Consider the following 19,320-nt stretch of genomic DNA (forward strand, 5'->3'; position numbering starts at 1 on the left):
GAGCCCGCATGCCGCTCGAGTGGGGATGAAACGTCCATCGGCTAACCGCCGGATTCGACAAATACGCGCTCGACGCCCCCGGCGCATTCGGATGCCAACTTGGCGGCATTGCGATTCCACCCGGCCCGCACGACATCGACGTGGCGCCAGCCCAGGAATGAGTCGCCGCTTCATGCGCTCACCTGGCGGCGCGGGCCGATGCGCAAAGGCTTTTGACGAACGCTTCAGCATCGCCAGCCCGACGGCGGCCCGTCCCGCCGACCAGGCTCCGCGCCGGCGGCACGAGGCGCAGATGCCCGTGCCGATCCACTTTCGAAAGGACAACGAAGATGACCCAGCTGCATCTCGTGGCGGTGCTGTACGCCAAACCGGGGCGGGAAGCTCTGCTGCGCACGAGACTGGGCGAACTGGTCGAACCGCTCCGAGAAGCGAACGGCTCCGTGCGCTACGAGCTGCTGCCCGACGAAAGGAATCCGCGCCGTTTCGTTCTTGCCGAGCGGCGGGCGAAAGACCGCGGCCGGAGCGCGCGCGACGCGGAGGACCGGCAGATGCTCGCGTTCGAGGCGATGCATTGGGACGGGGTCGAACGAGTGGAGGGGTATCGCCTCGGGCAGAGTGCCTGAACGCGCGGACTGCTGTCGGGCCGTCGCATGCGGACGTTTGATTGCGACAGCCCCACGCCCCAGGCGTGGCTTTTACCAGCACGTCGAGAATGGCAGGTGTGCTGGACGCCTTGCCGAATGAACGCTTGCGCGGCCCGCCGCCCGTGCGACGTGAAAGCGCTCGGCCGCAGCGACTCCGGCACGAGCCCGACGGACAGGGAAACCGGGTTTGCCGGTCGGCCCGCGTCGCCCGCATGCAGAAAAGAAGAAACCCGCCACGAGGGCGGGTTTCGGATGAAGCGGTGTCCGCGTCCTGCGGTTACTTGATCTTGCCTTCCTTGTAGGCGACGTGCTTGCGGATGACGGGGTCGTACTTCTTGACCTCCATCTTGTCCGGTGTGTTCTTCTTGTTCTTGTCGGTGGTGTAGAAGTGGCCGGTGCCGGCCGAGGAGATCAGACGAATCTTGTCGCGCTTGGATGCCATGGTCGGTTACTCCTCAGATCTTCTCGCCGCGCTTGCGCAGCTCGGCGACGACGACTTCGATGCCCTTCTTGTCGATCGTGCGCAGCCCGTGGCTGGACACGCGCAGGGACACCCAGCGCTTCTCGCTCGGCACCCAGAAGCGGCGCTCGTGCAGGTTCGGCAGCCAGCGGCGGCGCGTCTTGTTGTTGGCGTGGGAAACGTTGTTGCCGGACTGGAAACTCTTTCCGGTGACTTGGCAGACTCTGGACATGCGAACCTCGTAAGTCTCGATTCCGCCCTTGGCCAGGGCGGTGACGGCCCAGCGGCGACGATGCGCCATGCGGTGCTGGAAGTCCCATGAGCGTTCGACGCGGGCGGACCGCATGACCGGAATCCGCGTGCCCGGAGGGCGATGAACGTCGCAGGGAGCCGCGCTTTATAGCGGAATCAGCGGCTTGCGGCAAGCCCGCAGCGCAATGGAGGGATCGGCCAGGTCATGACGGCCGCCTTCCACCCCATCGCTGGAAGGAGTTCGGCGCCGCGCTGGCGGCGGCGCCGTCCGAGGTCAGTCCTTCTTCGCCGCAGTACCGGCGTCGTCGTCCTGGTCGTCGCCTTCGACGGTCACGCGCGTCTGCTGCTCGCGGATCGAGGCACGGATTTCGGATTTCGTCAGGAAACCGTCGTGATTGGCGTCGATGTCCTCGAAGTGCTCGGCCAGCACCGGATTGGCGTCGCTCGCCTCTTCCTTGCTGAGCTTGCCGTCGCCGTTCGCGTCGGCGGCCTTGAAGTCCCGGTTGAACGCGTTGCGCTGGCGATCGAGGTACTTGCCCAGGCCGACGGCGAATTCCTCGCGGTCGATCTGGCCGTCGTGGTTCGTATCGAACCGGTCGAACGCGCGTGCGACGTATCGCGCGCGGCGTTCCTTCTGCGCGTTGCCGTCTTCGTCGTCGTCGGCGCTGGCGGCTGCCGCTGCTGCCTTCGTCGACGGAGTGCTGGATTGCCTGGATTGCGCGTGCGCGGCGCCGAGGCCGAGCAGGAGAACCAGTGCCGCGAACGGCAGCGCAGCGCGAACGGAATGGGTCGACATGATGCCTTCTCCTCCGGCAGTGGACTGGATCGTTTCAGCGACGATGGTGGTGGCGATCGCGGCGATCGTAGTAGTCACGGCGGTCGTGACGGTCGTAGTAGTCGCGACGGTCCCAGCGACGATCGTGGCGGTCCTTGGTCAGCACGTTGCCGATCACGCCACCGGCGGCCGCGCCGCCGACCGTGCCCCAGACGTCGCCGTTGGTGAGCAACGCACCGCCGACCGCGCCGATGCCGACGCCGATCAGGGTATTGCGCTTCTTCTTGTTGTCGCGTGCGAACGCGCCGTCGGCCATCAGCAGCGCGAACAGCACGACCAGCAGCATCGCGCCGATGCGGCGCAGCGGACGCCACGGACGCCACGGACGCACCTGGACGGCAGGGACGGCGACGGACGGGAAAAGAGTGCTCATCAGGACGACCTCCTGCGGATGCGCGACAGGATCGCGGGAGAGCAGTGGCGCCGGTCGGACGAAGCTGGCACCAGCTGCGCGGACAGTGGCTCGACTTTACGAACGACGCCGCGGCGGATCAACCCGAGGCGCGCCCGTGCACCGGGAATCGTTCAGCTAGTGACGACAGCGCCGGAACGCTTCACGTTTCCTCGACATCGGTGCGGCGCGACCGCTTGATCAGCCAGCCGACGCCGCGCAAGTCCGAGATGCCGACCAGCGCGCGATTGAGATTGTTGTACTTCGACACGCCGGTGCCGCGCGGACGATGGTTGACTGGCACGCTGCGCACCTGCCAGCCGGCGCGCTGCATCAACGCCGGCAGATAGCGGTGCATGTGGTCGAAGTACGGCAGGTCGAGGAAGGCCGCGCGCTCGAACAGCTTGATGCCGCAGCCGGTGTCGGGCGTGTCGTCGCGCAGCAGGCGCGAGCGGATCGCGTTCGCCCACTTCGACGCCCAGCGCTTGCTGCCCGAATCCTGGCGATGGACACGCCAGCCGGCGTACAGCTTGATCGCGGCCGGCGAGTCGTCGCGCATCGCGATCAGCTTCGGGATGTCGGCCGGATCGTTCTGGCCGTCGCCGTCGAGCGTCGCGACCCATTCGCCGCGCGCGGCCTTGACGCCGTTGCGGATCGCCGTGCTCTGGCCGCTCTGGCTCAGATGCCGGACTACGCGCAGTTCCGGATAGGTGGCCTTCGCCTGTTGCAGCACGGCGAGGGAATCGTCCTTGCTGGCATCGTCGACGTAGACGATCTCGAAATCCACGCGGCCGCGCAGCGCGGCGGCGATCTCGGCGAGCAGCGGCGGAATATTGTCGCGCTCGTTGAATACAGGCACGACGACGGAGAGTACGGGCATGGGGCGCGGGCGCCGGGACGAAAGCGCGCATTATCCCCGAACTCGGCGACGGCTTCAGCCGCACGCGCTTTTGGTGCGAAATGGAAATCCACACGTTGTGGCGCCGCGCTCGCCGAGAAGCGGCCCACGAGTCTGATGTCGCCGGATGAGCGACGGCAGGCGCCGCCGCCCAAGAAAAGCCTTCCCGCGGTCAGCCCGCCGACGCGCGAGCAGGCCCGCCTCGGCCTTGCCGACGGCGAGAGGCCGGCCGTCGGCAGATCCGCGAGGCGCGTCGGTGCGCCGTTATCCCTTCACCGGCGGCAGCGCGAGCACTTCGCGCGCGGCGTTCGACTTGATGTTGGCGTTCTTCACCATCCCCTTCAGAGCCGAGGCGTTGCCGGACTTGACCATTCCTTCCATCGTCTTGCGCATTCCGCCGGCGTTCCTCTCGCAGAACTTCGCATACAACACCAGACGCGGATTCGCGCCCGGCGCGCGCGCGGCGCCCTGGGTCTGCTGGCAGAGCGTTTCCGCTTCCTGCACGGCGTTTTCCGCCTCTCTGGACTGGAACGCCAGGTCCTCCGGCTGCGCCGCCGCCATCGGCCGCGAGAGCGGATTGGTCGGAATCGCCGCTTCCTGCTTCGCGGCGGCCATCGCCGCGGTCCTGCGCGCGCGCTGCAGTTCCACGGCGCGACGCACCGTCTCCGGCGCGCTCACGTCGGCAAAGGAGAACTTGTCCGGATTGCGTCCGGCATCGGCGATCCATCCGTCGAGCCGCGCGCGGCACGCCTTCCTGCCGTCTTCGCCGGCGGTGCGGACCGGAAGGTCCTTTTGCAGATCCTTGTCCTGCGACCAGGCGCGCAGGCATTCGATCGCCAGGCCGTCGAGCGCTGCATTGGCGTCGGCCGGATCGGCGTTCTCGACGCGCAGCAGCGCGCCGAGCTGCGCATCGGTCGGCTCGCGCAGCGCCTGCGAACAGGCCGTGGCGCCGAGCATGCAGGCGATCGCGAGCAGAAGGAATTTGTTCATGGCTTGGATCTCCATCGGAAACGTCGAAACAAAATCGGTCGAAGCGGAGTGCCCGATCGGCACCCGCCGAATCGAAATCAGGTACGCCGGCGCGCGGCGACGAAGCAGACCGCCGCCGCGGCCACGCCGAGCCAGGCGCCGAGAGGCAGGCCGGCATGGCGCGCGCCCGCCGGCGACAGCACCGCGATCGCGGCGGCGCCGACCAGCAGCGACACGCCGAGCGCAAGCCAGACGGCCACGCGTTGGCCGCGCCGGATGCGCACGTCGAGCTGCTTGAGATCATCGGAAGCGATGCGAAGTTCCAGGCGGCCGCCGGCGGCCCGGCTCAGGTACTCGTGCACCAGCTGCGGCATCTCCGGCGCCGCAGCCAGCCATTCCGGCAGGCGCCGGCGCAGCGCCTTCAGCGCGGCGCGCGGACCGCTGCGCTGGCGCCATATCCGTTCCAGCACCGGCTTGGCGGTGGCCCAGATATCGATGCGCGGATGCAGCAGGCGGCCGACGCCCTCGATGTTGAGCAGGGTCTTCTGCAGCAGGATCAGCTGCGGCTGCAAGGTCAGCTCGTGGCGGCGCGCGACCTGGAACAGCTTGACCACGACCTCGGCCAGCGAGATCTCCGACAACGGCCGCGTGAAGTACGGCTCGCACACCGCACGCACGGCGGCCTCCAGTTCGTCCAGCCGCGCGTCGGCCGGCATCCAGCCCGCGCGCACGTGCAGTTCCGCGATGCGCGCGTAGTCCTGGTTGAACAGGGCGAGGAAGTTCTCCGCGAGCCAGTACTGGTCGCGCTCCGGCAGCGAGCCCATGATGCCGAAGTCGAGCGCGATGAAGCGCGGATCGTGGGCCCGCGTCGCGTCCACCCAGATGTTGCCGGCGTGCGCGTCGGCGTGGAAGAAGTTGTCGCGGAACACCTGCGTGTAGAACAGCCGCACGCCCTTCTCGGCCAGCGCGACGCGGTCGATGCCGGCGGCGTCGAGCGCGGCGAGGTCGTCGACCGGAATGCCGCGCACGCGCTCCAGGGTCAGCACGCCTTCGGTGGTGTGCGACCAGATCACTTCCGGCACGTAGAGGTCGTCGGACCCGGCGAAGTTTCGCCGCAGCAGCGACGCGTTGGCGCCTTCGCGCTGCAGGTCGAGCTCGTTGGTCAGCGTCGTCTCGATCTCGGCGACGATCTCGCGCGGACGGATCTTGTCGGCCTTCGGATGGAACCGCTCGACCAGGCCGGCCAGCGCGTGCAGCAGGGCGACGTCGTCGGCGATGCGTGCGTGGATGTCCGGCCGCAGGATCTTGACCACCACCTCGCGCGGCGGCGCGCCCGCGCTTCCCGCCAGCGTCGCCGCGTGGACCTGGGCGATCGAGGCGGACGCCAGCGGCGCGTTGTCGAAGCTCGCGTAGCGCTCCGCGATCGGCGCGCCGAGCGCGCGTTCGACGGCGGCGCGCGCGAGACCGGGATCGAACGGCGCGACCTGGTCCTGCAAGCGCGTCAGCGCCTCGGCGATGTCCGGCGGCATCAGGTCGCGCCGCGTCGACAGGATCTGGCCGAACTTCACGAAGATCGGGCCTAGCTCGGTCAGCGCCAGAGTCAGCCGCTCGCCGCGCGGCAGCGCCGCGATCTCCGCGCGCGGCTTGGGCAGCAGCGCGCGCGCGACATTCAGCGGACGGACGCGATGCGTCGCGTCGATCAGGTCGTCGAGCCGGTAGCGCACGAGCACGCGCGCGATGCGCGCCAGGCGCGGAAGCTGCCGCCAGCTCGTCATCGCGCGACAGTTCCGTGCTGCGCTTCGAGCCGGCGCACACGCGCCTCGAGGCGGTCGGCGCGCTCGCGCACGGAATCGACGTCGTCGAGGAACCGCTCCAGTTCGGCGCGCGCGACGAGGTCGCGGCCTTCCTCGCTCAGGTACTCGGCAGCGTCGCGCGCAAAACCGCTCGCCGCGGCGCGCGACCAGGCAAGCCCGCCGCGCACGGCGCGGGCGAGCTGGAAACCGAGCACGTCGCCGAACGCGCGCGCGAAGGCCTGGTCGAAATCCGGCGCGAAACGCGTGGCGATCTGTTCGAGCCGGCGGGCGAGTTCGGCGTCGCCGGAAATCTCGACGCGACCCGGCGCCAGCGCCTCGTCGCGACCGCGCGCGAGCGCCATCGAAAGCAGGGCCCCCGGCGTCGCCGCGACGCGCAGCGCGCTGTCGCCGGCGAAGGCCGGCCCCACGCGCAGGCGTCCGCCTTCGACGCGCAGACGCAGCGACGGTGCCGCGCCCTTGCCGTCGATCGTCACCGCGCGCCCTTCGAGCGCGGCCAGGCGCGGCAGGGTCTGCGGATCGAGATCGACGAGGCGGTTCAGCGCGGCTTCGAGCGCGCGGCCGAGCACGGCCAGGATCGGGTTCGGCGCGCGCGGCGCGCCATGGGCGGCGAGTTCGGACATGGTCGGCGATTCTACCTGCGCGCGCACCGCCGCCGCTCGCCGGCGCTGCGCGGCCCTGCCGCCCTCCTCGTTCACGTGCCGATGCCGGGGGCGATGGCAGAATCGCGGCCGCCGATACGGCAGGGGAAGTCGATGATTCGCAATTGGTGCTCGTTCGCTCTGCTCGCCCTGACGCTCGCGTTCGGCCGCGACCTGCACGCGGTGCAGGAATTCACCGGCCAGGCGCCGTCCGGCGCGTGGTACCGCATCCAGGCACCGGACGACTGGAAGCCCGGCGACGCGCTGGTGCTGTTCCAGCACGGGCTCGACTTCAACCCGGCGGACGGGCCGCCGAGCCTCGGCCCGCTGAAATCCGTGATGCTCGCCGAGGGTTACGCGGTCGCCGCCAGCGCCTTCAACCAGCGCGGCTGGGCAGTGTTCACCGCGATCGACGACAACCGCGAACTGGTCGCCCTGTTCGAGCAGAAGCTCGGCCTGCCCGGCGAGATCGTTCCGTTCGGCGGCTCGCTCGGCGGCCTGCTCGCGCTCAAGCTGGCCGAGGCGCCGGGATTCCCGCGCGTACGCATGGCCTATTCGCTGTGCCCGGCTGCGGCGGGCTCGCGCATCTGGGATACCGCGATCGACCTCCGCCTCGCCTACGACGTCGTCTGCCACGGCGCCGGCGACCTGAAGAAGGGATCGCCGCCACTGCCGTGGGCGCTGAACCTGCGCGACATTCCGAACGATCTCGGCGATCTGCAGGACCAGGCGCGCGTGCTGCCGACCCTGCTCGACGTGACCCGCTGCACCGGCGTCGGCCTGCCGGACTACCTGCGCAACGACGCGATGGACAAGCGCCGCGACGAACTGATGGCGTTCGCCCACATCACCGACGAGAAATTCTTCGTCACCACGCTCGGCTATTCGATCTACGTGATGAGCGATCTGGTGCGCGCGCCGGACAAGCTCGGCGGGCGCAACCCGTTCACCACCGCCGGCGTCGACTACGGCAGCGACGCGGAGATCCAGGCCGGCATCGCGCGCATCGCGGCCGATCCGCGCGCGGCGCTGCAGCTGCGCAGGGCGTCCGATTTCCACGGCCGCGTCGGCGCGGCGAAGATCCTCTCGATGCACACCAGCCGCGACCAGCTGGTGATTCCCTCGAACCAGGAATTCGTGCGCAAGGCGCTGCCGGCGGACCAGTTGACCAGCGTGCTGGTCGACGAGGACAAGCCGAGCCACTGCGGCTTCACTGAGCCCGAAGGCATCGCCGGCTGGGAGGCGCTGCGCGCGTGGCGCGACGGCGCGGCGCAGCCGAGCGCGACGTCGTTGCAGGCGTCGTGCGAACGCCTGGTCGCGCTGGGCTACGTCACCGGCGCCTGCCGCTTCGACGCCGAATCGGCGATCGTGCCGTTCGACAGCCTCGTGCCGGCACGACCGTCGTCGTCGTTGCAGCCACCGTCGCATTCGACGCGGGCTTTGCCGCTGGCACCGAACCGCGAGCGCGTTGCGCGCTGACGGACTTCATCGACGGATTCCCGTGACGCGAAGCCGCAGGCGGCCTCGCGACCGGCGACGTGCTTCGCCGCAGGCGGACGGATCCGGCGTCGACGCGGCCGATCCGCCACGTCGACGTCGAGCCGCGCCTCGTTCTCGACCGGACTAATTCTTGACCGGGTAGGTCTCGACCGCGCCGTCCTTGCCGCGCTGTTCGATGCGCATCGCCGGCTTGTCGCGCGCGGCCGGACCGCAATGGAACGCGCGCCAGGATTGCTCGCCGTCCTGCGGATCGCCGACCGGCTGCACCGTGTCGGCACCCATGCGCGCCGCTTCGTTGCGCGCCATCACTTCGAGTTCGTCGCGCACCTTGAGGTCGCGGCGGTTGAGCGGGCCGACGTGGTCGAGCACCGACACGGTGATCTTGCCCATGTCCTTGCAGCTCGCGCCGACGTCCTGGTTCCATGCGGCGCGCACCTTCTCGCCGCCGGAATCGAGCTTGATGCCCCAGCTGCAGGCGGCGACCGGGACGACGGCACCGAGGATCACGGCGAGGCGTTTCATGAAGTTCTCCAGCGTGTTCGTGAGTGGGACGTGTGGCTCGACAAGAAGACTTTTTCTCGCAGAGGCGCAGAGATCGCGGAGAAAGAGCACTAGGGCTTTTCTTCGCGATCTCTGCGCCTCTGCGAGAGATGCTTTCCGAAAAATCTCGCGCTCAGCGCAGCGCCTTGCCTTCCGCGTCGATGACCTTGACCTCGCCGAGCTTCAGGTCGCGGATCGGCTGCTCGATCTTCTTCAGGTCGCCGACGATGACCCAGGTCAGCGCGTCCGGCTTGATGATTTCGACCGCGGCCGCCTGCACAGCGGCGTCGGTCTGCGCCTCGATGCGCGGCTTCAGGGTCTGCACGTAGTCGTCCGGGCGGTCGTACAGCACGATGCCGCTGAGCGCACCGAGCACGGCGCCGGTGGTCTGGTATTCGCCGGGCATGCTGCGCACGTCGCCGACCTTGATCTTCTCGATCTCCGCGTGCGTCAGCGGCTTCGGTCCGATCACGTCCTTCGACTCGCGCAGGATCTCGGCCACCGACTCGCCGGTCTTGTCGGTCTGCACCGGCGCGTACATCAGGTACGGACGCTGGCCGAGCGCGTTCTGCAGGAAGCTGAAGGCGCCGTAGGCCCAGTGCTTGTCCTCGCGCAGGTTCATGTTGAGGCGCGAGGTGAAGCTGCCGCCGAAGGCGCCGTTCATGGTCTGGATTTCGAGGTTGTTCTTCGCCTTGGTCGACGGCGCGACCACGCCGGCGAGGATCAGCGACTGCAGCGCACCCGGACGGTCCATCAGGAACACGCGCGGCTTGGCCGGCGCGGCGACCTCGGCGATGTTCTTCTTCGGCCGCGCCGAATCGGGCGCCTTCCAGTCACCGAACACCGCGTCGAGCTTGGCCGTGATCGCTTCCAGCGTGGTGTCGCCGGCGACCAGGATCCTGGCGTTGTCGGGGCGCACGAAATCGCGCACGTAGGCGTGCAGGTCGTCCTGCGTCAGCGACTGGATCGACGCCTCGGTGCCCGAACCGGTGAACGGGATCGCATAGGCGTGCCCGGCGCCGTACAGCAGCGGCGGCAGCGTGCGCAGCGCGAGGCCGGTCGGCTGCGTCTTCTCCTGCGCGATGCGCGCCAGCCACTGGCCGCGGATGCGCGTCATGTCGCCCTCGCGGAAGGCGGCGTTGCGCACGATGTCGGCGTACAGCTTCAGCGAAGGTTCGAGCTGCGAGCTGAGCGCGTTCAGCCCGACGCTGGAGGTGTCGAGGCCGGAACCGGAGCCGATCTCGGCACCGAGCCGCTCGGCGCGGCGCGCGATCTCGAGCGAGTCGAGCTCCTTGGTGCCTTCGTCGAGCATCGCCATCGTGAACGCCGAGGCGCCGAGCTTGCGGCCCTGGTCCGAGGCGTAGCCGGCGTCGAACAGCATCTGCATCTGCACGACCGGAATCTCGTGGCGCTCGGCGAGCACCACCTCGATGCCGTTCTTCAGCTTGCCGCGCTGCAGCTTCGGGAAGCTCAGATCCGGGAAGCTCGCCACCTCCGGCACGCCCTTGCTGCGGTCGACCTTCGACTCGACCGTGCTGAAGTCGTGCTTGGGCGGCAGCACCGCCGCGGGCCGGCCGGCGAGTTCGGCGCGGCCGGGCCGCTCCAGCTCGTCCTCGTTGGAGAAGTCGGCGTCCTTCGCGGCCGGCGTCACGGTCAGCGTGTAGTCGCCCTTGGCGAGCCACTTCTTCGCCGCCGCCGTGACGCTGGCCGGCGTCGCCGACTCGATGCGCGCGAGATCGCTCTTGTAGGCGGCCGGATCGTTGCGATAGACCTGCCCCTCGGCGAGGATCGTCGCCTTGCCGTTGACCTTCTCCAGCGAACGCACGAAGTTGGCCCGCGTGCCGACCTTCACGCGCGCGAGTTCGTCCGCGGTCGGTCCGTCCTTCAGGAAGCGGTTCCATTCGTCGGCGACCGCGGCCTCGACCTTGGCCGGGTCGACGCCGTTCTTGACGTCGACCTGCATCTGCACCTGCGAGGCCAGCGCGAACGGCTGCACGCCGACGGAGACGCTGTCGGCCAGCTTGTCCTTGTAGACCAGGCGCTCGTACAGGCGCGAGGTCTTGCCGCCGCCGAGCACGGACGCGGCGAGTTCGAGCTGCAAGGAGTCCTGATCGCCGAGCGCCGGCACGTTCCACTGCCGGTAGATGCGCGTCTGCGCGACGTGGTCCTGCATGGTGTCGCGCGTCGACTCGCTGCGCTCGGCGGCCCACGGCTGCTGGCGCGCGACCGGCGGGCCGGCCGGGATGTCGCCGAAGTACTGCAGCATCTTCTGCCTGGCGACGTCCGGCGTGATGTCGCCGACCAGGGCGACGGTCACGTTGGCGGCGCCGTAGTACGCGCCGAACCAGTGCTTGACGTCGTCCAGCGATGCGGCGTTGAGATCCTTCATCGAGCCGATCGTGTCGTGGTGGTACGGATGATTGGCCGGATAGGCGTTCGCGCTGATGCGCTGGTCGACGCGGCCGTAGGGCTGGTTCTCGCCCTGGCGCTTCTCGTTCTGCACCACGCCGCGCTGCTCGTCGAGATCCTTCTGGCCGATCGCGCCGAGCAGGTGGCCCATGCGGTCGGACTCCATCCACAGCGTCATGTCGAGCGCGGTGGTGGGCACGGTCTCGTAGTAGTTGGTGCGGTCGAACCAGGTGGTGCCGTTCTGGTCGGTCGCGCCGGCCAGCTCGAACGGACGGAAGAACTCGTCCTTGTGGTTCTCCGAACCCTGGAACATCAGGTGTTCGAACAGATGCGCGAAGCCGGTCTTGCCCTTCGGCTCGTCGGCCGAACCGACGCGATACCACACGCTGACCGCGACCACCGGCGCCTTGTGATCCTCGCTGACGATGACGGTCAGGCCGTTGGGCAGCGTGAAGCGCGTGAATGGGATGTCGATGCCGTCCGGCGCGGCGGTGGCCGCCCCTTGGGCCAGGCCGGAGGTCAACAACGTGGCCGTCAGCACGGCGGCGGCGATCTGCTTGCGCATGGGAGCTCCTTGGGGGTTTCCGGCGATTCCTGACGCGGCCGGCTTGCATGACTTGGAGGGCCGGCAGGCTAACCGTAGCCGAACGACGTCCGCAACCGGCCATCGTCACGGGTCGGCGCTGGGATGTCGCGCCGGGGCGGAAGTTCCGTCGCGCGGCACTCGGACCGCCGCCGCGGCGACGGTCCGGCGCGCGGATCAGGGTCCGCACGAACCTCGCCGGCGGCGCTAGACTGCCGGTCGAAACCCGGTACTTCGAGCAGGAGGCGACATGGCGCATGTCCTGGTCACCGGCGCGAACCGCGGCCTCGGCCTCGAATTCGTGCGTCAGCTGCTCGCGCGCGGCGAGCGCGTCGTCGCCACCTGTCGCCAGCCCGGTCGCGCGCTGCCGTTGAACCGGCTCGCCGGCGAATATCCGGGGCATCTGACCGTGCTGCCGCTGACCCTGCCGGAACCGCGCTCGATCGCCGAACTCGCGCGCGAACTCGACGCGCTCGACGTTCGCCTCGGCCTGCTGATCAACAACGCCGGCGCGAGCGTCGGCGGCGAGCGCTTCGGCACCATCGCACTCGACGGCCTGCGCCACGCGTTCGACGCCAACGCGGCCGGTCCGCTGCTGCTGACGCAGGCGCTGGCGCCGCGCCTGGACGCGCACGCGAAGGTCGTCAACCTGTCGAGCGGCCTCGGCTCGATCGCCGGCACCAGCGCGCTGTACACGCCGAGCTACGCGATCAGCAAGGCGGCGCTGAACATGGCGAGCAAGCTGCTCTCGATCGCGCTGGCCGAGCACGGCGCGATCGTCGCCGCGCTGAGCCCCGGCTGGGTACGCACCGACATGGGCGGCGCCAACGCGCCGCTCGGCGCGGACGAATCGGTCGCCGCGATGCTGCGCGTGATCGATCGCCTGAGGCCGGCCGACAACGGCCGCTTCCTCGCGCAGACCGGCGCGGCGATCGACTGGTAGCGGAATGAGACAAGTATGCGAGTGATCTCCTCGCGTTGGACCTACTTCTACAAGCGCGTCGTTCCCCTGATCGGCTGGAGTTTCCCCGCGCTCGCGATCCTTCGGTGGCTGTCGGACCGGCACAGCCCGCCCTCGTTCGATCCCGTCTTCCTGCTGATTCCGATCGGGACGGCGGTTCTGACGCATGTCTTCCTGCATGCGCTCAGCCACGACCTCGCCGATGAAGTCGTCGAGGCCGGCGACTCGTTGATCGTGCGCAAGGCCGGCGAAGAGGCGCGCATCGCGCTCGCCGAGATCATCAACGTCGATGCGTCGACGCTCTTCAATCCGCCGCGGATCACGCTGAGCCTGCGCACGCCGTGCCGTTTCGGCGCCAAGATCGTCTTCTCGCCGCCTCCGAATCGGCACCTGTTCGCGCCGTTCGCACCGAATCCGACCGCCGAGGCGCTGATCGAGCGCGTGCATCGCGCACGCATGGCGCGTTGACCGCCGCGCGCGGGGCCGGACCTCCGCCGGAAGTCCGAGGGGGCGACGGTTTGAGGTACCCTGCCGTGCCGCTTGCGCAACGCAGGTGAAGCACGTGTGGGTGGAGCAAGTCCGTCGATGTCCGCGAGCAGCTATCGGTTTGGCCGGTTCCGTCTCGACCCGCGCTCGCGTGAGCTGTGGGCCGGCGACGAGCTGGTCGCCATTCCGCCGAAATCGCTCGACTGCCTCGCCTATCTGATCGAGCACCGCGACCGCGCGGTCGGCCGCGACGAGCTGATTTCCGCCGTCTGGGGCAGCGCCGACGTCAACGACCATTCGCTGGCGCAGACCCTGCTGCGCGCGCGCCAGGTGCTCGGCGACACCGGCGCCGAGCGCACGATGATCCGCACCGTGCCGCGCTTCGGGCATCGCTGGGTCGCGCCGACCGAGGTGATCGCCGCGTCGGCCGCGACGATGCCGCCGGAGAGCGCATCGGCCGCCGCCGCAACGGCGACGTCCGCCGACGGCAGCGTCCCGCGCTCGCACGGCGGCAAGCGCGCCTGGCTCGTCGCCGGCGCGTCGCTCGCGCTCGTCGCCGCGCTGATCGGCGGCTACCTATGGCACGCGCGTGCGCCGTCCATGGCGGTCGCCGCCGGCGACGCGTCGGAATTGTTCGTGGTGCTGCCGGTCCAGTTGGCCGACGACCAGCCCGAATCGGCCTGGGTGCGCCTCGGCGGAATGGACTACATCGCGACCCTGCTGCGTCAGAACGCCAAGCGCCACGTGCTGCCGAGCGAGCAGGCGGTCAGCGCGGTCGGTGCCGGCGGCCGCGCCGAGACGCGCGACGACGGCCAGCTCGGCCGCCTGCGCGCGGTCACCGGCGCCGGCTGGATCGTCAGTCCGCGCGCCAGCGCCTCGGCGCAGGGCTGGCGCTTCACGCTCGACGTCTATCACGGCGACGGCCTGCGCAGCTACGAAGGTTCCGGCGCGACGCCGCTGGAAGCCTCCCGCAGCGCGGCGATCGCATTGATGGACGCGCTCGGCGTGCCCGACGCGGCGGCGCCGCAGTCGCCGCTGCCGGCCGACGAGCTGCTGCAACGCATCGACGCCGCCCTGCTGGTCGGCGACCTCGGCCAGGCGCGCCACTTGATCGACGACGCGCCGCCGGCGCTGCGCGGCGATCCGCGCCTGCGCGTACGCGCCGGCCAGACCGCGGTGCGGCAGGGACGGCCGGACGAAGCGGAGAGCCTGTTCCGCCCGCTCGCCAGCGACGACGCCGCGATCCCGCTGCAGGTGCGCGCATTGGCCTACCTCGGCCTCGGCACGCTCACCGTCGGCCGGCTCGATTTCGGCGCCGCCGAGGCCGCCTACGACAAGGTGATCGCGCTGCTGAAGAACAGCGACGAGATCCGCCTGCTCGGCCGCGCCTACATGGGCCGCGGCGTGGTGCACGCGAGCCGCAACGAGTTCGGCGCCGCGATGGCCGACTTCGGCCAGGCGCGCGTCGACCTGCAACGCGCCGGCGACCGCATCGGCACGGCCAACCTGGAAATCAACGTCGGCATGGCCGAGGTCAATCGCGGCCGCATCGAGCAGGGCATCGCCGCGCTGGACCGCGCGATCCCGATCCTCAGCGGTTTCGGCGTGCGCGACCAGCTGGTGATCAGCCTGCACAACAAGGCCTACGCCCAACTCGGCCTGCTCGACGTCGGCGGCGCGCTGGCGACCAGCCAGCGTGCGATGGAACTCGCCGCGCAGCTGCCGAACCAGGTCTTCGGCCGCCGCGTGGCGGCGGCGCGCGCACGCGCGCTGTTCGCCGCCGGACGCCTGCGCGAGACCGACGAGCTGATCCGGCGCTTCGATCCGCAACCGGACGATCCGAGCCAGAGCGACACCGAATTCTCCGTCCTGCGCGCGGCGCTGCTCGGCGAACGCGGCGACTACGCCGCGCTCGCCGCGCAGGGCGACGCGCTGCTGGCGCGCGTCGCGCGCTCGGTCGATCCGACCGGGCAAGGGCTCCTGTCCGAAGCGAGCTGGATGGTGATCGACGCCGCGCTGCGCCTCGGCAGGATCGACCGCGCCGAGCAGGTACTGCAGCGGCTGAAATCCGCGCCGCCGGCGCCGGAAGACCTCGATCGACGCTGGATCGAAAAGCTCGCCGAAGCGCGCCTGCTCGCCGCGCGCAAGCAGCCCGGTGCCGAGGCCGCGTTCGACGCCACGCTCGGGCTGGCCGAGGAACGCGGCACGCCGTCCGCCCTGGTCGTGGCGGCCACCGCCTGGCTGCCGGTCCTGCTCCAATCCGGCGAACTCGAACGCGCGGCCTCCCTCGGCGGTCGTCTGGTGCCCTACGCCGACCGCGACTACCACGCCGCGCGCGCGACGGCGCAGCTGTATCGCGCCCTCGGACGCGACGGCCTTGCCGGCGAAGCCGAGGCGCGGCTGCGCCTGCTGGCCGGCGAGCGCGAGCCCAGGCTCGACGCGCAAGCCGCGCGCTGACGCGGGAGCCGGCGTCGTGCCGGCGAGCGCGGGGCATCCATCGGGCGCGGCACCGTGGACCACCGCCGGCATCCGATCGCCGTCGGCGGACCGTCCGTCCGCCACGGGCGGCTTTCCCGCCCGCGCCGTCGCGCCTGCGGCGACGGCGACTCGACATGCCTCGCCCAGGTACGACCGCAGGCCACGGAGCCTCTACCCGCCACCTCGCAAGCACATGATTTTCAAGCGATGTTTGAGTTCTGTGCGGATGGCGTGCGCGGCGCATGGCGGTGACGTGGGGCCGCCGTCACCGTCCGGACGTATTGATCGGACACCGCGACAGCCACGGCGCGACGATCCGCGGCGGCAGACATTCGAAACGTGGGGAGTGACATGAACAGCATCCGCAACAAAGGCCCGGCGCTCGTCGCCGGCCTGCTCGCATGGGCGCCGCTGGCTTGGGCCGGCGCCGCCGGCACCACCTCGGCACCGCCGGAACGCGCCACCAGCCTGGCGGCCGCCTGGCCGCACGCGACCGGCCTCCTCGATCCGCGCCAGCTGGCCGCCGGCGGCCGCAGCGACCGCACACCGCCGCGCGCGGACCCGGCCGGGTCCGCGCTGCGCGTCGTCGACGAAGGCTTCGCGCAGATCGACCTGCTGCACGGTCTTTTCGCGCAGGGCTGGATCCGCCAGAACAACAGCGACCATCCCTGGCTGGTGTGGCAGCAGGGCGACCTGGTCAACACCTTCCTCGCCTACGACGGCTCGCCGAGCTCATACATCGCCTCGCATCCGTACTCGACCCTGGCCAACGCCGGCACGATCAGTTCCTGGTTGGTCACACCGCCGATCCAGTTCGGCCCGAACACGAAGATCTCCTTCTACACGCGCACCCTGCTCGGCTCGCAGTGGCCCACGCGCCTGCAAGTGCGCGCCTGCAGCGGCGCCTGCGCCGACGTCGGCACGCAGCCGGAGGACGTGGGCGGTTTCCAGACCCTGCTGCTCGACCTCAACCCGGGCGAGGCGGTGTCGACCTATCCGGAGGAATGGACGCGCTACCAGCTCGGCGTCGCCGACGGCCTGCCGACCAGCGGCACCGGCCGCCTCGCGTTCCGCCATTACGTGCACCAGGACGACGGCACGCTGCGCGGCGACTGGACCGGCCTCGACCGCGTCGTGGTCGAGCAGGACGACGCCGCCGACGCGCCGCTCGATCTCGAACTGACCGTGGCCGCCGCCGACCCGGCGCAGCCGGACGCCTGCGGCAGCGCGACCTCGCTGGAGATCGCCACCGGCGACCAGGTCAACTTCTGCTATCGCGTCACCAACCACACCGGCAAGACGCTGCGCTACCACTCGCTGCGCGACAACCAGGTCGGCACGATCCTCGACCGCGAGCCGATCGAACTGGCGCCCGGCGCGAGCCACCAGTACAACCGCATCCTGACCGTCAGCGAATCGATCGCGCCGACGGCGACCTGGTCGGGCCAGGCCGATCCGCCCGGCGGCTATGCCGTCGACGACAGCCAGCCGCTGGACTGGATCGACATCAGCGACGGCACGCTCTCGCTCGACGGCCGCCTCGCCTTCCCGGCCGACTTCGATTTCCGCCTGTTCGGCGACCGCATCGAGACCCTGTGCGCCGGCTGGGGCGCGCTGGCGAACCTGCGCGACTACTACAACAGCTGCCCGTCGCTGGCGCAGTTCGGCGTGCGACCGCTGCCCGATCCGGCCTTGACGCCCTACGCCAATGCGCTGGCGTTCTACGAGACCACGATCAGCGCCGGCAACGTCTACTGGAAGATCCTCGGCAGCGCGCCGAACCGCCGCTTCGTGGTCGCCTACGAGGACGCGCTGGTGGCCGGCGGCGACGGCAATCCCGATCACGGCCTCGACGCTGAAGTGATCCTGCACGAAGGCAGCGGCGTGATCGAGTTCCAGTACGCCAACACCGCGTTCGGCGGACAGCCGGCCTGCGCCCACGGCGGCTGCGCCGGCATCGGCCTGCAGAACAAGAATCTCGCGCAGCAGTATTCGTTCTACCAGCAGAGCCTGCGCAACGTGCGTCGCCTGGTGTGGACGCCGTCGGATCCGGACGTCTATGCGCGCACGCGCCAGGTGCAGATCCTCGCGCGCCGCGCCGAAGTGTCGATCGACCCCACATCGATCGAACGCAGCGCGCCGGTCGGCGGCCAAGCGCAGGCCAGCGTGCAGATCGCCAACCTCGGCGACGGCCGTCTCGACTGGCACGCCGGCACGGCCGCCGCGAACAGCCATCTGCCGGAGAAGCCGCGCTTCGCGCTGCCGCTGCACGACGCCGTCGCGGCGCCGTTCGCCGCCAAGCCCGATCCGAACATCGTCGGCCGGCGCGGCGCGGTGCCGCGCATCGGCGACGCCGACGCGACGCCGCGCGGCAGCGACGACCGTCCGCTGTGGGCGCTCGACATCTGGGGTGGCTATCTGGTCAACGGCACGATCGACTCGGCCGACTATTCCGGCGTCTGGGGCGGCGGCTTCGACCTGCGCGGCATGATCGGCGCGAACACGTACACCGGCGCCGACTTCCTCGACGACGACTTCGGCACGCTGTACGCGCTCGACGCCGGCAACCACCAGCTGTGGCGCATCGCGCCGGTCAGCGTCGTGCCGAACGTCTACGCGCAGCCCGAACTGATCGGCACCCTCGCGCTGCCGTCGCTGGAAACGCCGAGCGGCCTGAAGCAGGACCCGACCAGCGGCGCGCTCTACCTCGCCACCTCCGACGGCAACGGCAGCCGCCTGTGGTCGGTCGATCCGCGCAACGCGACGGCGATCCAGGTCGCGGTCATCGACGGCGCACCCGGCATCATCAGCATCGACTTCGACAACGACGGCCGCCTGTACGGCCTCGACGTCACCCAGGACGCGCTGTACGCGATCGACAAGCACACCGGCGCGGCCGGCCTGGTCGGTTCGCTCGGCTTCTCGACCAACGGCTACATCAGCGCGCTGGCCTTCGATCCGGCCGACGATTCGGTCGCCTACGTCGCCGCGTTCGGCTATCTCGACGCGACCGGACGCGAGGACGGTTCGCTCTGGCGCGTCGACAAGACCACCGGCCAGGGCAGCTTCCTGCATCCGATCACCGGGCCGGACGGCGGCTGGTCGCAGATCAGCGCGATCAGCTTCGCGCACCGCGGCAACCGCTGCGCCGAACTGGCCGAGATTCCGTGGCTGCACCTGGACCAGCCCGGCGGCTCGCTGCAACCGGGCGATCCGGCCGCCACGCTGAACCTCGTCCTCGACGCGAGCCAGCTGCGCGACGGCCGCTACGAGGCGAACCTGTGCATCCACAGCAACGACCCGCTGCAGCTGCGCACGGCGCTGCCGCTGACCTTCGTCGTCGGCGATCCCGACCGGATCTTCCACGACGACTTCGACGGAGCCGCGCCGTGAGCCGCGCCCGCCTCCCGCACGCCTCGACCGGCGCCGTGCGCGCCGCCTTCTCCCGCTTTCCGGAAACGT

Annotated in this window: 16 protein-coding genes; 6 read left to right on the plus strand and 10 right to left on the minus strand. The window is 70.1% G+C overall.

Going from position 1 to position 19,320, the window contains the following annotated elements; genetic code table 11:
- Positions 1-329 precede the first annotated feature (329 nt).
- Positions 330-623 carry an antibiotic biosynthesis monooxygenase gene (locus J7520_RS00355; RefSeq protein WP_291182636.1) on the plus strand — a complete coding sequence of 98 codons (294 nt, stop codon included), beginning with the start codon at positions 330-332 and terminating at the stop codon, positions 621-623.
- A 298-nt stretch (positions 624-921) separates the two neighbouring features.
- Here the strand turns inward: J7520_RS00355 and rpmG are convergent, their stop codons facing one another.
- The 8 genes from rpmG to J7520_RS00395 form a co-directional block, all read right to left on the minus strand.
- Positions 922-1,086, minus strand: a complete 165-nt coding sequence (rpmG, locus tag J7520_RS00360; RefSeq protein ID WP_291182638.1) for a 50S ribosomal protein L33 — start codon at positions 1,084-1,086, stop codon at positions 922-924.
- 13 nt (positions 1,087-1,099) lie between these two features.
- Complete coding sequence (rpmB, locus tag J7520_RS00365) at positions 1,100-1,336, minus strand: 50S ribosomal protein L28 (RefSeq protein ID WP_291182640.1); 237 nt, start codon at positions 1,334-1,336, stop codon at positions 1,100-1,102.
- Between the two features lie 294 nt (positions 1,337-1,630).
- On the minus strand, positions 1,631-2,152 hold the full coding sequence (locus J7520_RS00370) for an EF-hand domain-containing protein (protein WP_291182642.1): 522 nt from the start codon (positions 2,150-2,152) through the stop codon (positions 1,631-1,633).
- Positions 2,153-2,186: 34 nt separating this feature from the next.
- Positions 2,187-2,564, minus strand: coding sequence for a glycine zipper 2TM domain-containing protein (locus J7520_RS00375; RefSeq protein WP_291182643.1), 378 nt, complete (start codon positions 2,562-2,564; stop codon positions 2,187-2,189).
- A 181-nt stretch (positions 2,565-2,745) separates the two neighbouring features.
- Positions 2,746-3,462: a glycosyltransferase family 2 protein gene (locus J7520_RS00380; protein WP_291182645.1), complete on the minus strand. Its 717-nt coding sequence runs from the start codon at positions 3,460-3,462 to the stop codon at positions 2,746-2,748.
- Positions 3,463-3,744: 282 nt separating this feature from the next.
- Positions 3,745-4,470: a hypothetical protein gene (locus tag J7520_RS00385; RefSeq protein ID WP_291182647.1), complete on the minus strand. Its 726-nt coding sequence runs from the start codon at positions 4,468-4,470 to the stop codon at positions 3,745-3,747.
- Positions 4,471-4,547: 77 nt separating this feature from the next.
- Positions 4,548-6,224 carry a ubiquinone biosynthesis regulatory protein kinase UbiB gene (gene ubiB / locus J7520_RS00390; protein ID WP_291182649.1) on the minus strand — a complete coding sequence of 559 codons (1,677 nt, stop codon included), beginning with the start codon at positions 6,222-6,224 and terminating at the stop codon, positions 4,548-4,550.
- Positions 6,221-6,883, minus strand: a complete 663-nt coding sequence (locus J7520_RS00395; protein WP_291182651.1) for an SCP2 sterol-binding domain-containing protein — start codon at positions 6,881-6,883, stop codon at positions 6,221-6,223. Before J7520_RS00395 ends, ubiB begins: the two co-directional genes overlap by 4 nt.
- Positions 6,884-7,015: 132 nt before the next feature.
- Between J7520_RS00395 and J7520_RS00400 the strand changes: the two genes are divergently transcribed.
- The gene (locus J7520_RS00400) at positions 7,016-8,380 is read left to right on the plus strand and encodes a hypothetical protein (protein WP_291182653.1); all 1,365 of its coding nucleotides are present in this window, start codon (positions 7,016-7,018) and stop codon (positions 8,378-8,380) included.
- Positions 8,381-8,524: 144 nt separating this feature from the next.
- On the opposite strand, the gene J7520_RS00405 is transcribed toward J7520_RS00400, so the two are convergent.
- Positions 8,525-8,923, minus strand: coding sequence for a DUF4156 domain-containing protein (locus tag J7520_RS00405; protein WP_291182655.1), 399 nt, complete (start codon positions 8,921-8,923; stop codon positions 8,525-8,527).
- Between the two features lie 151 nt (positions 8,924-9,074).
- Positions 9,075-11,915: a pitrilysin family protein gene (locus tag J7520_RS00410; protein ID WP_291182656.1), complete on the minus strand. Its 2,841-nt coding sequence runs from the start codon at positions 11,913-11,915 to the stop codon at positions 9,075-9,077.
- A gap of 268 nt (positions 11,916-12,183) precedes the next feature.
- Between J7520_RS00410 and J7520_RS00415 the strand changes: the two genes are divergently transcribed.
- The 4 genes from J7520_RS00415 (at position 12,184) to J7520_RS00430 (ending at position 19,251) form a co-directional block, all read left to right on the plus strand.
- Positions 12,184-12,876: an SDR family oxidoreductase gene (locus tag J7520_RS00415; RefSeq protein ID WP_291182657.1), complete on the plus strand. Its 693-nt coding sequence runs from the start codon at positions 12,184-12,186 to the stop codon at positions 12,874-12,876.
- A gap of 15 nt (positions 12,877-12,891) precedes the next feature.
- Entirely contained in the window at positions 12,892-13,362 is a 471-nt protein-coding gene (locus J7520_RS00420; RefSeq protein WP_291182659.1) for a hypothetical protein, read from the plus strand.
- A gap of 117 nt (positions 13,363-13,479) precedes the next feature.
- On the plus strand, positions 13,480-15,837 hold the full coding sequence (locus J7520_RS00425) for a winged helix-turn-helix domain-containing protein (RefSeq protein WP_291182661.1): 2,358 nt from the start codon (positions 13,480-13,482) through the stop codon (positions 15,835-15,837).
- A 372-nt stretch (positions 15,838-16,209) separates the two neighbouring features.
- A complete protein-coding gene (locus tag J7520_RS00430; protein WP_291182662.1) occupies positions 16,210-19,251 on the plus strand; it encodes a choice-of-anchor J domain-containing protein in 3,042 nt (1,013 codons plus the stop codon).
- Positions 19,252-19,320: the final 69 nt, after the last annotated feature.

The sequence above is a fragment of the Dokdonella sp. genome, assembly GCF_017744955.1.
Lineage (GTDB): Bacteria > Pseudomonadota > Gammaproteobacteria > Xanthomonadales > Rhodanobacteraceae > Dokdonella_A.

Bases quoted from the DNA above. Each gene is read 5' to 3' on its own strand.
- J7520_RS00355 (WP_291182636.1), top strand. From the start codon at position 330: ATGACCCAGCTGCATCTCGTGGCGGTGCTGTACGCCAAACCGGGGCGG.
- rpmG (WP_291182638.1), bottom strand. From the start codon at position 1,086: ATGGCATCCAAGCGCGACAAGATTCGTCTGATCTCCTCGGCCGGCACC.
- rpmB (WP_291182640.1), bottom strand. From the start codon at position 1,336: ATGTCCAGAGTCTGCCAAGTCACCGGAAAGAGTTTCCAGTCCGGCAAC.
- J7520_RS00370 (WP_291182642.1), bottom strand. From the start codon at position 2,152: ATGTCGACCCATTCCGTTCGCGCTGCGCTGCCGTTCGCGGCACTGGTT.
- J7520_RS00375 (WP_291182643.1), bottom strand. From the start codon at position 2,564: ATGAGCACTCTTTTCCCGTCCGTCGCCGTCCCTGCCGTCCAGGTGCGT.
- J7520_RS00380 (WP_291182645.1), bottom strand. From the start codon at position 3,462: ATGCCCGTACTCTCCGTCGTCGTGCCTGTATTCAACGAGCGCGACAAT.
- J7520_RS00385 (WP_291182647.1), bottom strand. From the start codon at position 4,470: ATGAACAAATTCCTTCTGCTCGCGATCGCCTGCATGCTCGGCGCCACG.
- ubiB (WP_291182649.1), bottom strand. From the start codon at position 6,224: ATGACGAGCTGGCGGCAGCTTCCGCGCCTGGCGCGCATCGCGCGCGTG.
- J7520_RS00395 (WP_291182651.1), bottom strand. From the start codon at position 6,883: ATGTCCGAACTCGCCGCCCATGGCGCGCCGCGCGCGCCGAACCCGATC.
- J7520_RS00400 (WP_291182653.1), top strand. From the start codon at position 7,016: ATGATTCGCAATTGGTGCTCGTTCGCTCTGCTCGCCCTGACGCTCGCG.
- J7520_RS00405 (WP_291182655.1), bottom strand. From the start codon at position 8,923: ATGAAACGCCTCGCCGTGATCCTCGGTGCCGTCGTCCCGGTCGCCGCC.
- J7520_RS00410 (WP_291182656.1), bottom strand. From the start codon at position 11,915: ATGCGCAAGCAGATCGCCGCCGCCGTGCTGACGGCCACGTTGTTGACC.
- J7520_RS00415 (WP_291182657.1), top strand. From the start codon at position 12,184: ATGGCGCATGTCCTGGTCACCGGCGCGAACCGCGGCCTCGGCCTCGAA.
- J7520_RS00420 (WP_291182659.1), top strand. From the start codon at position 12,892: ATGCGAGTGATCTCCTCGCGTTGGACCTACTTCTACAAGCGCGTCGTT.
- J7520_RS00425 (WP_291182661.1), top strand. From the start codon at position 13,480: ATGTCCGCGAGCAGCTATCGGTTTGGCCGGTTCCGTCTCGACCCGCGC.
- J7520_RS00430 (WP_291182662.1), top strand. From the start codon at position 16,210: ATGAACAGCATCCGCAACAAAGGCCCGGCGCTCGTCGCCGGCCTGCTC.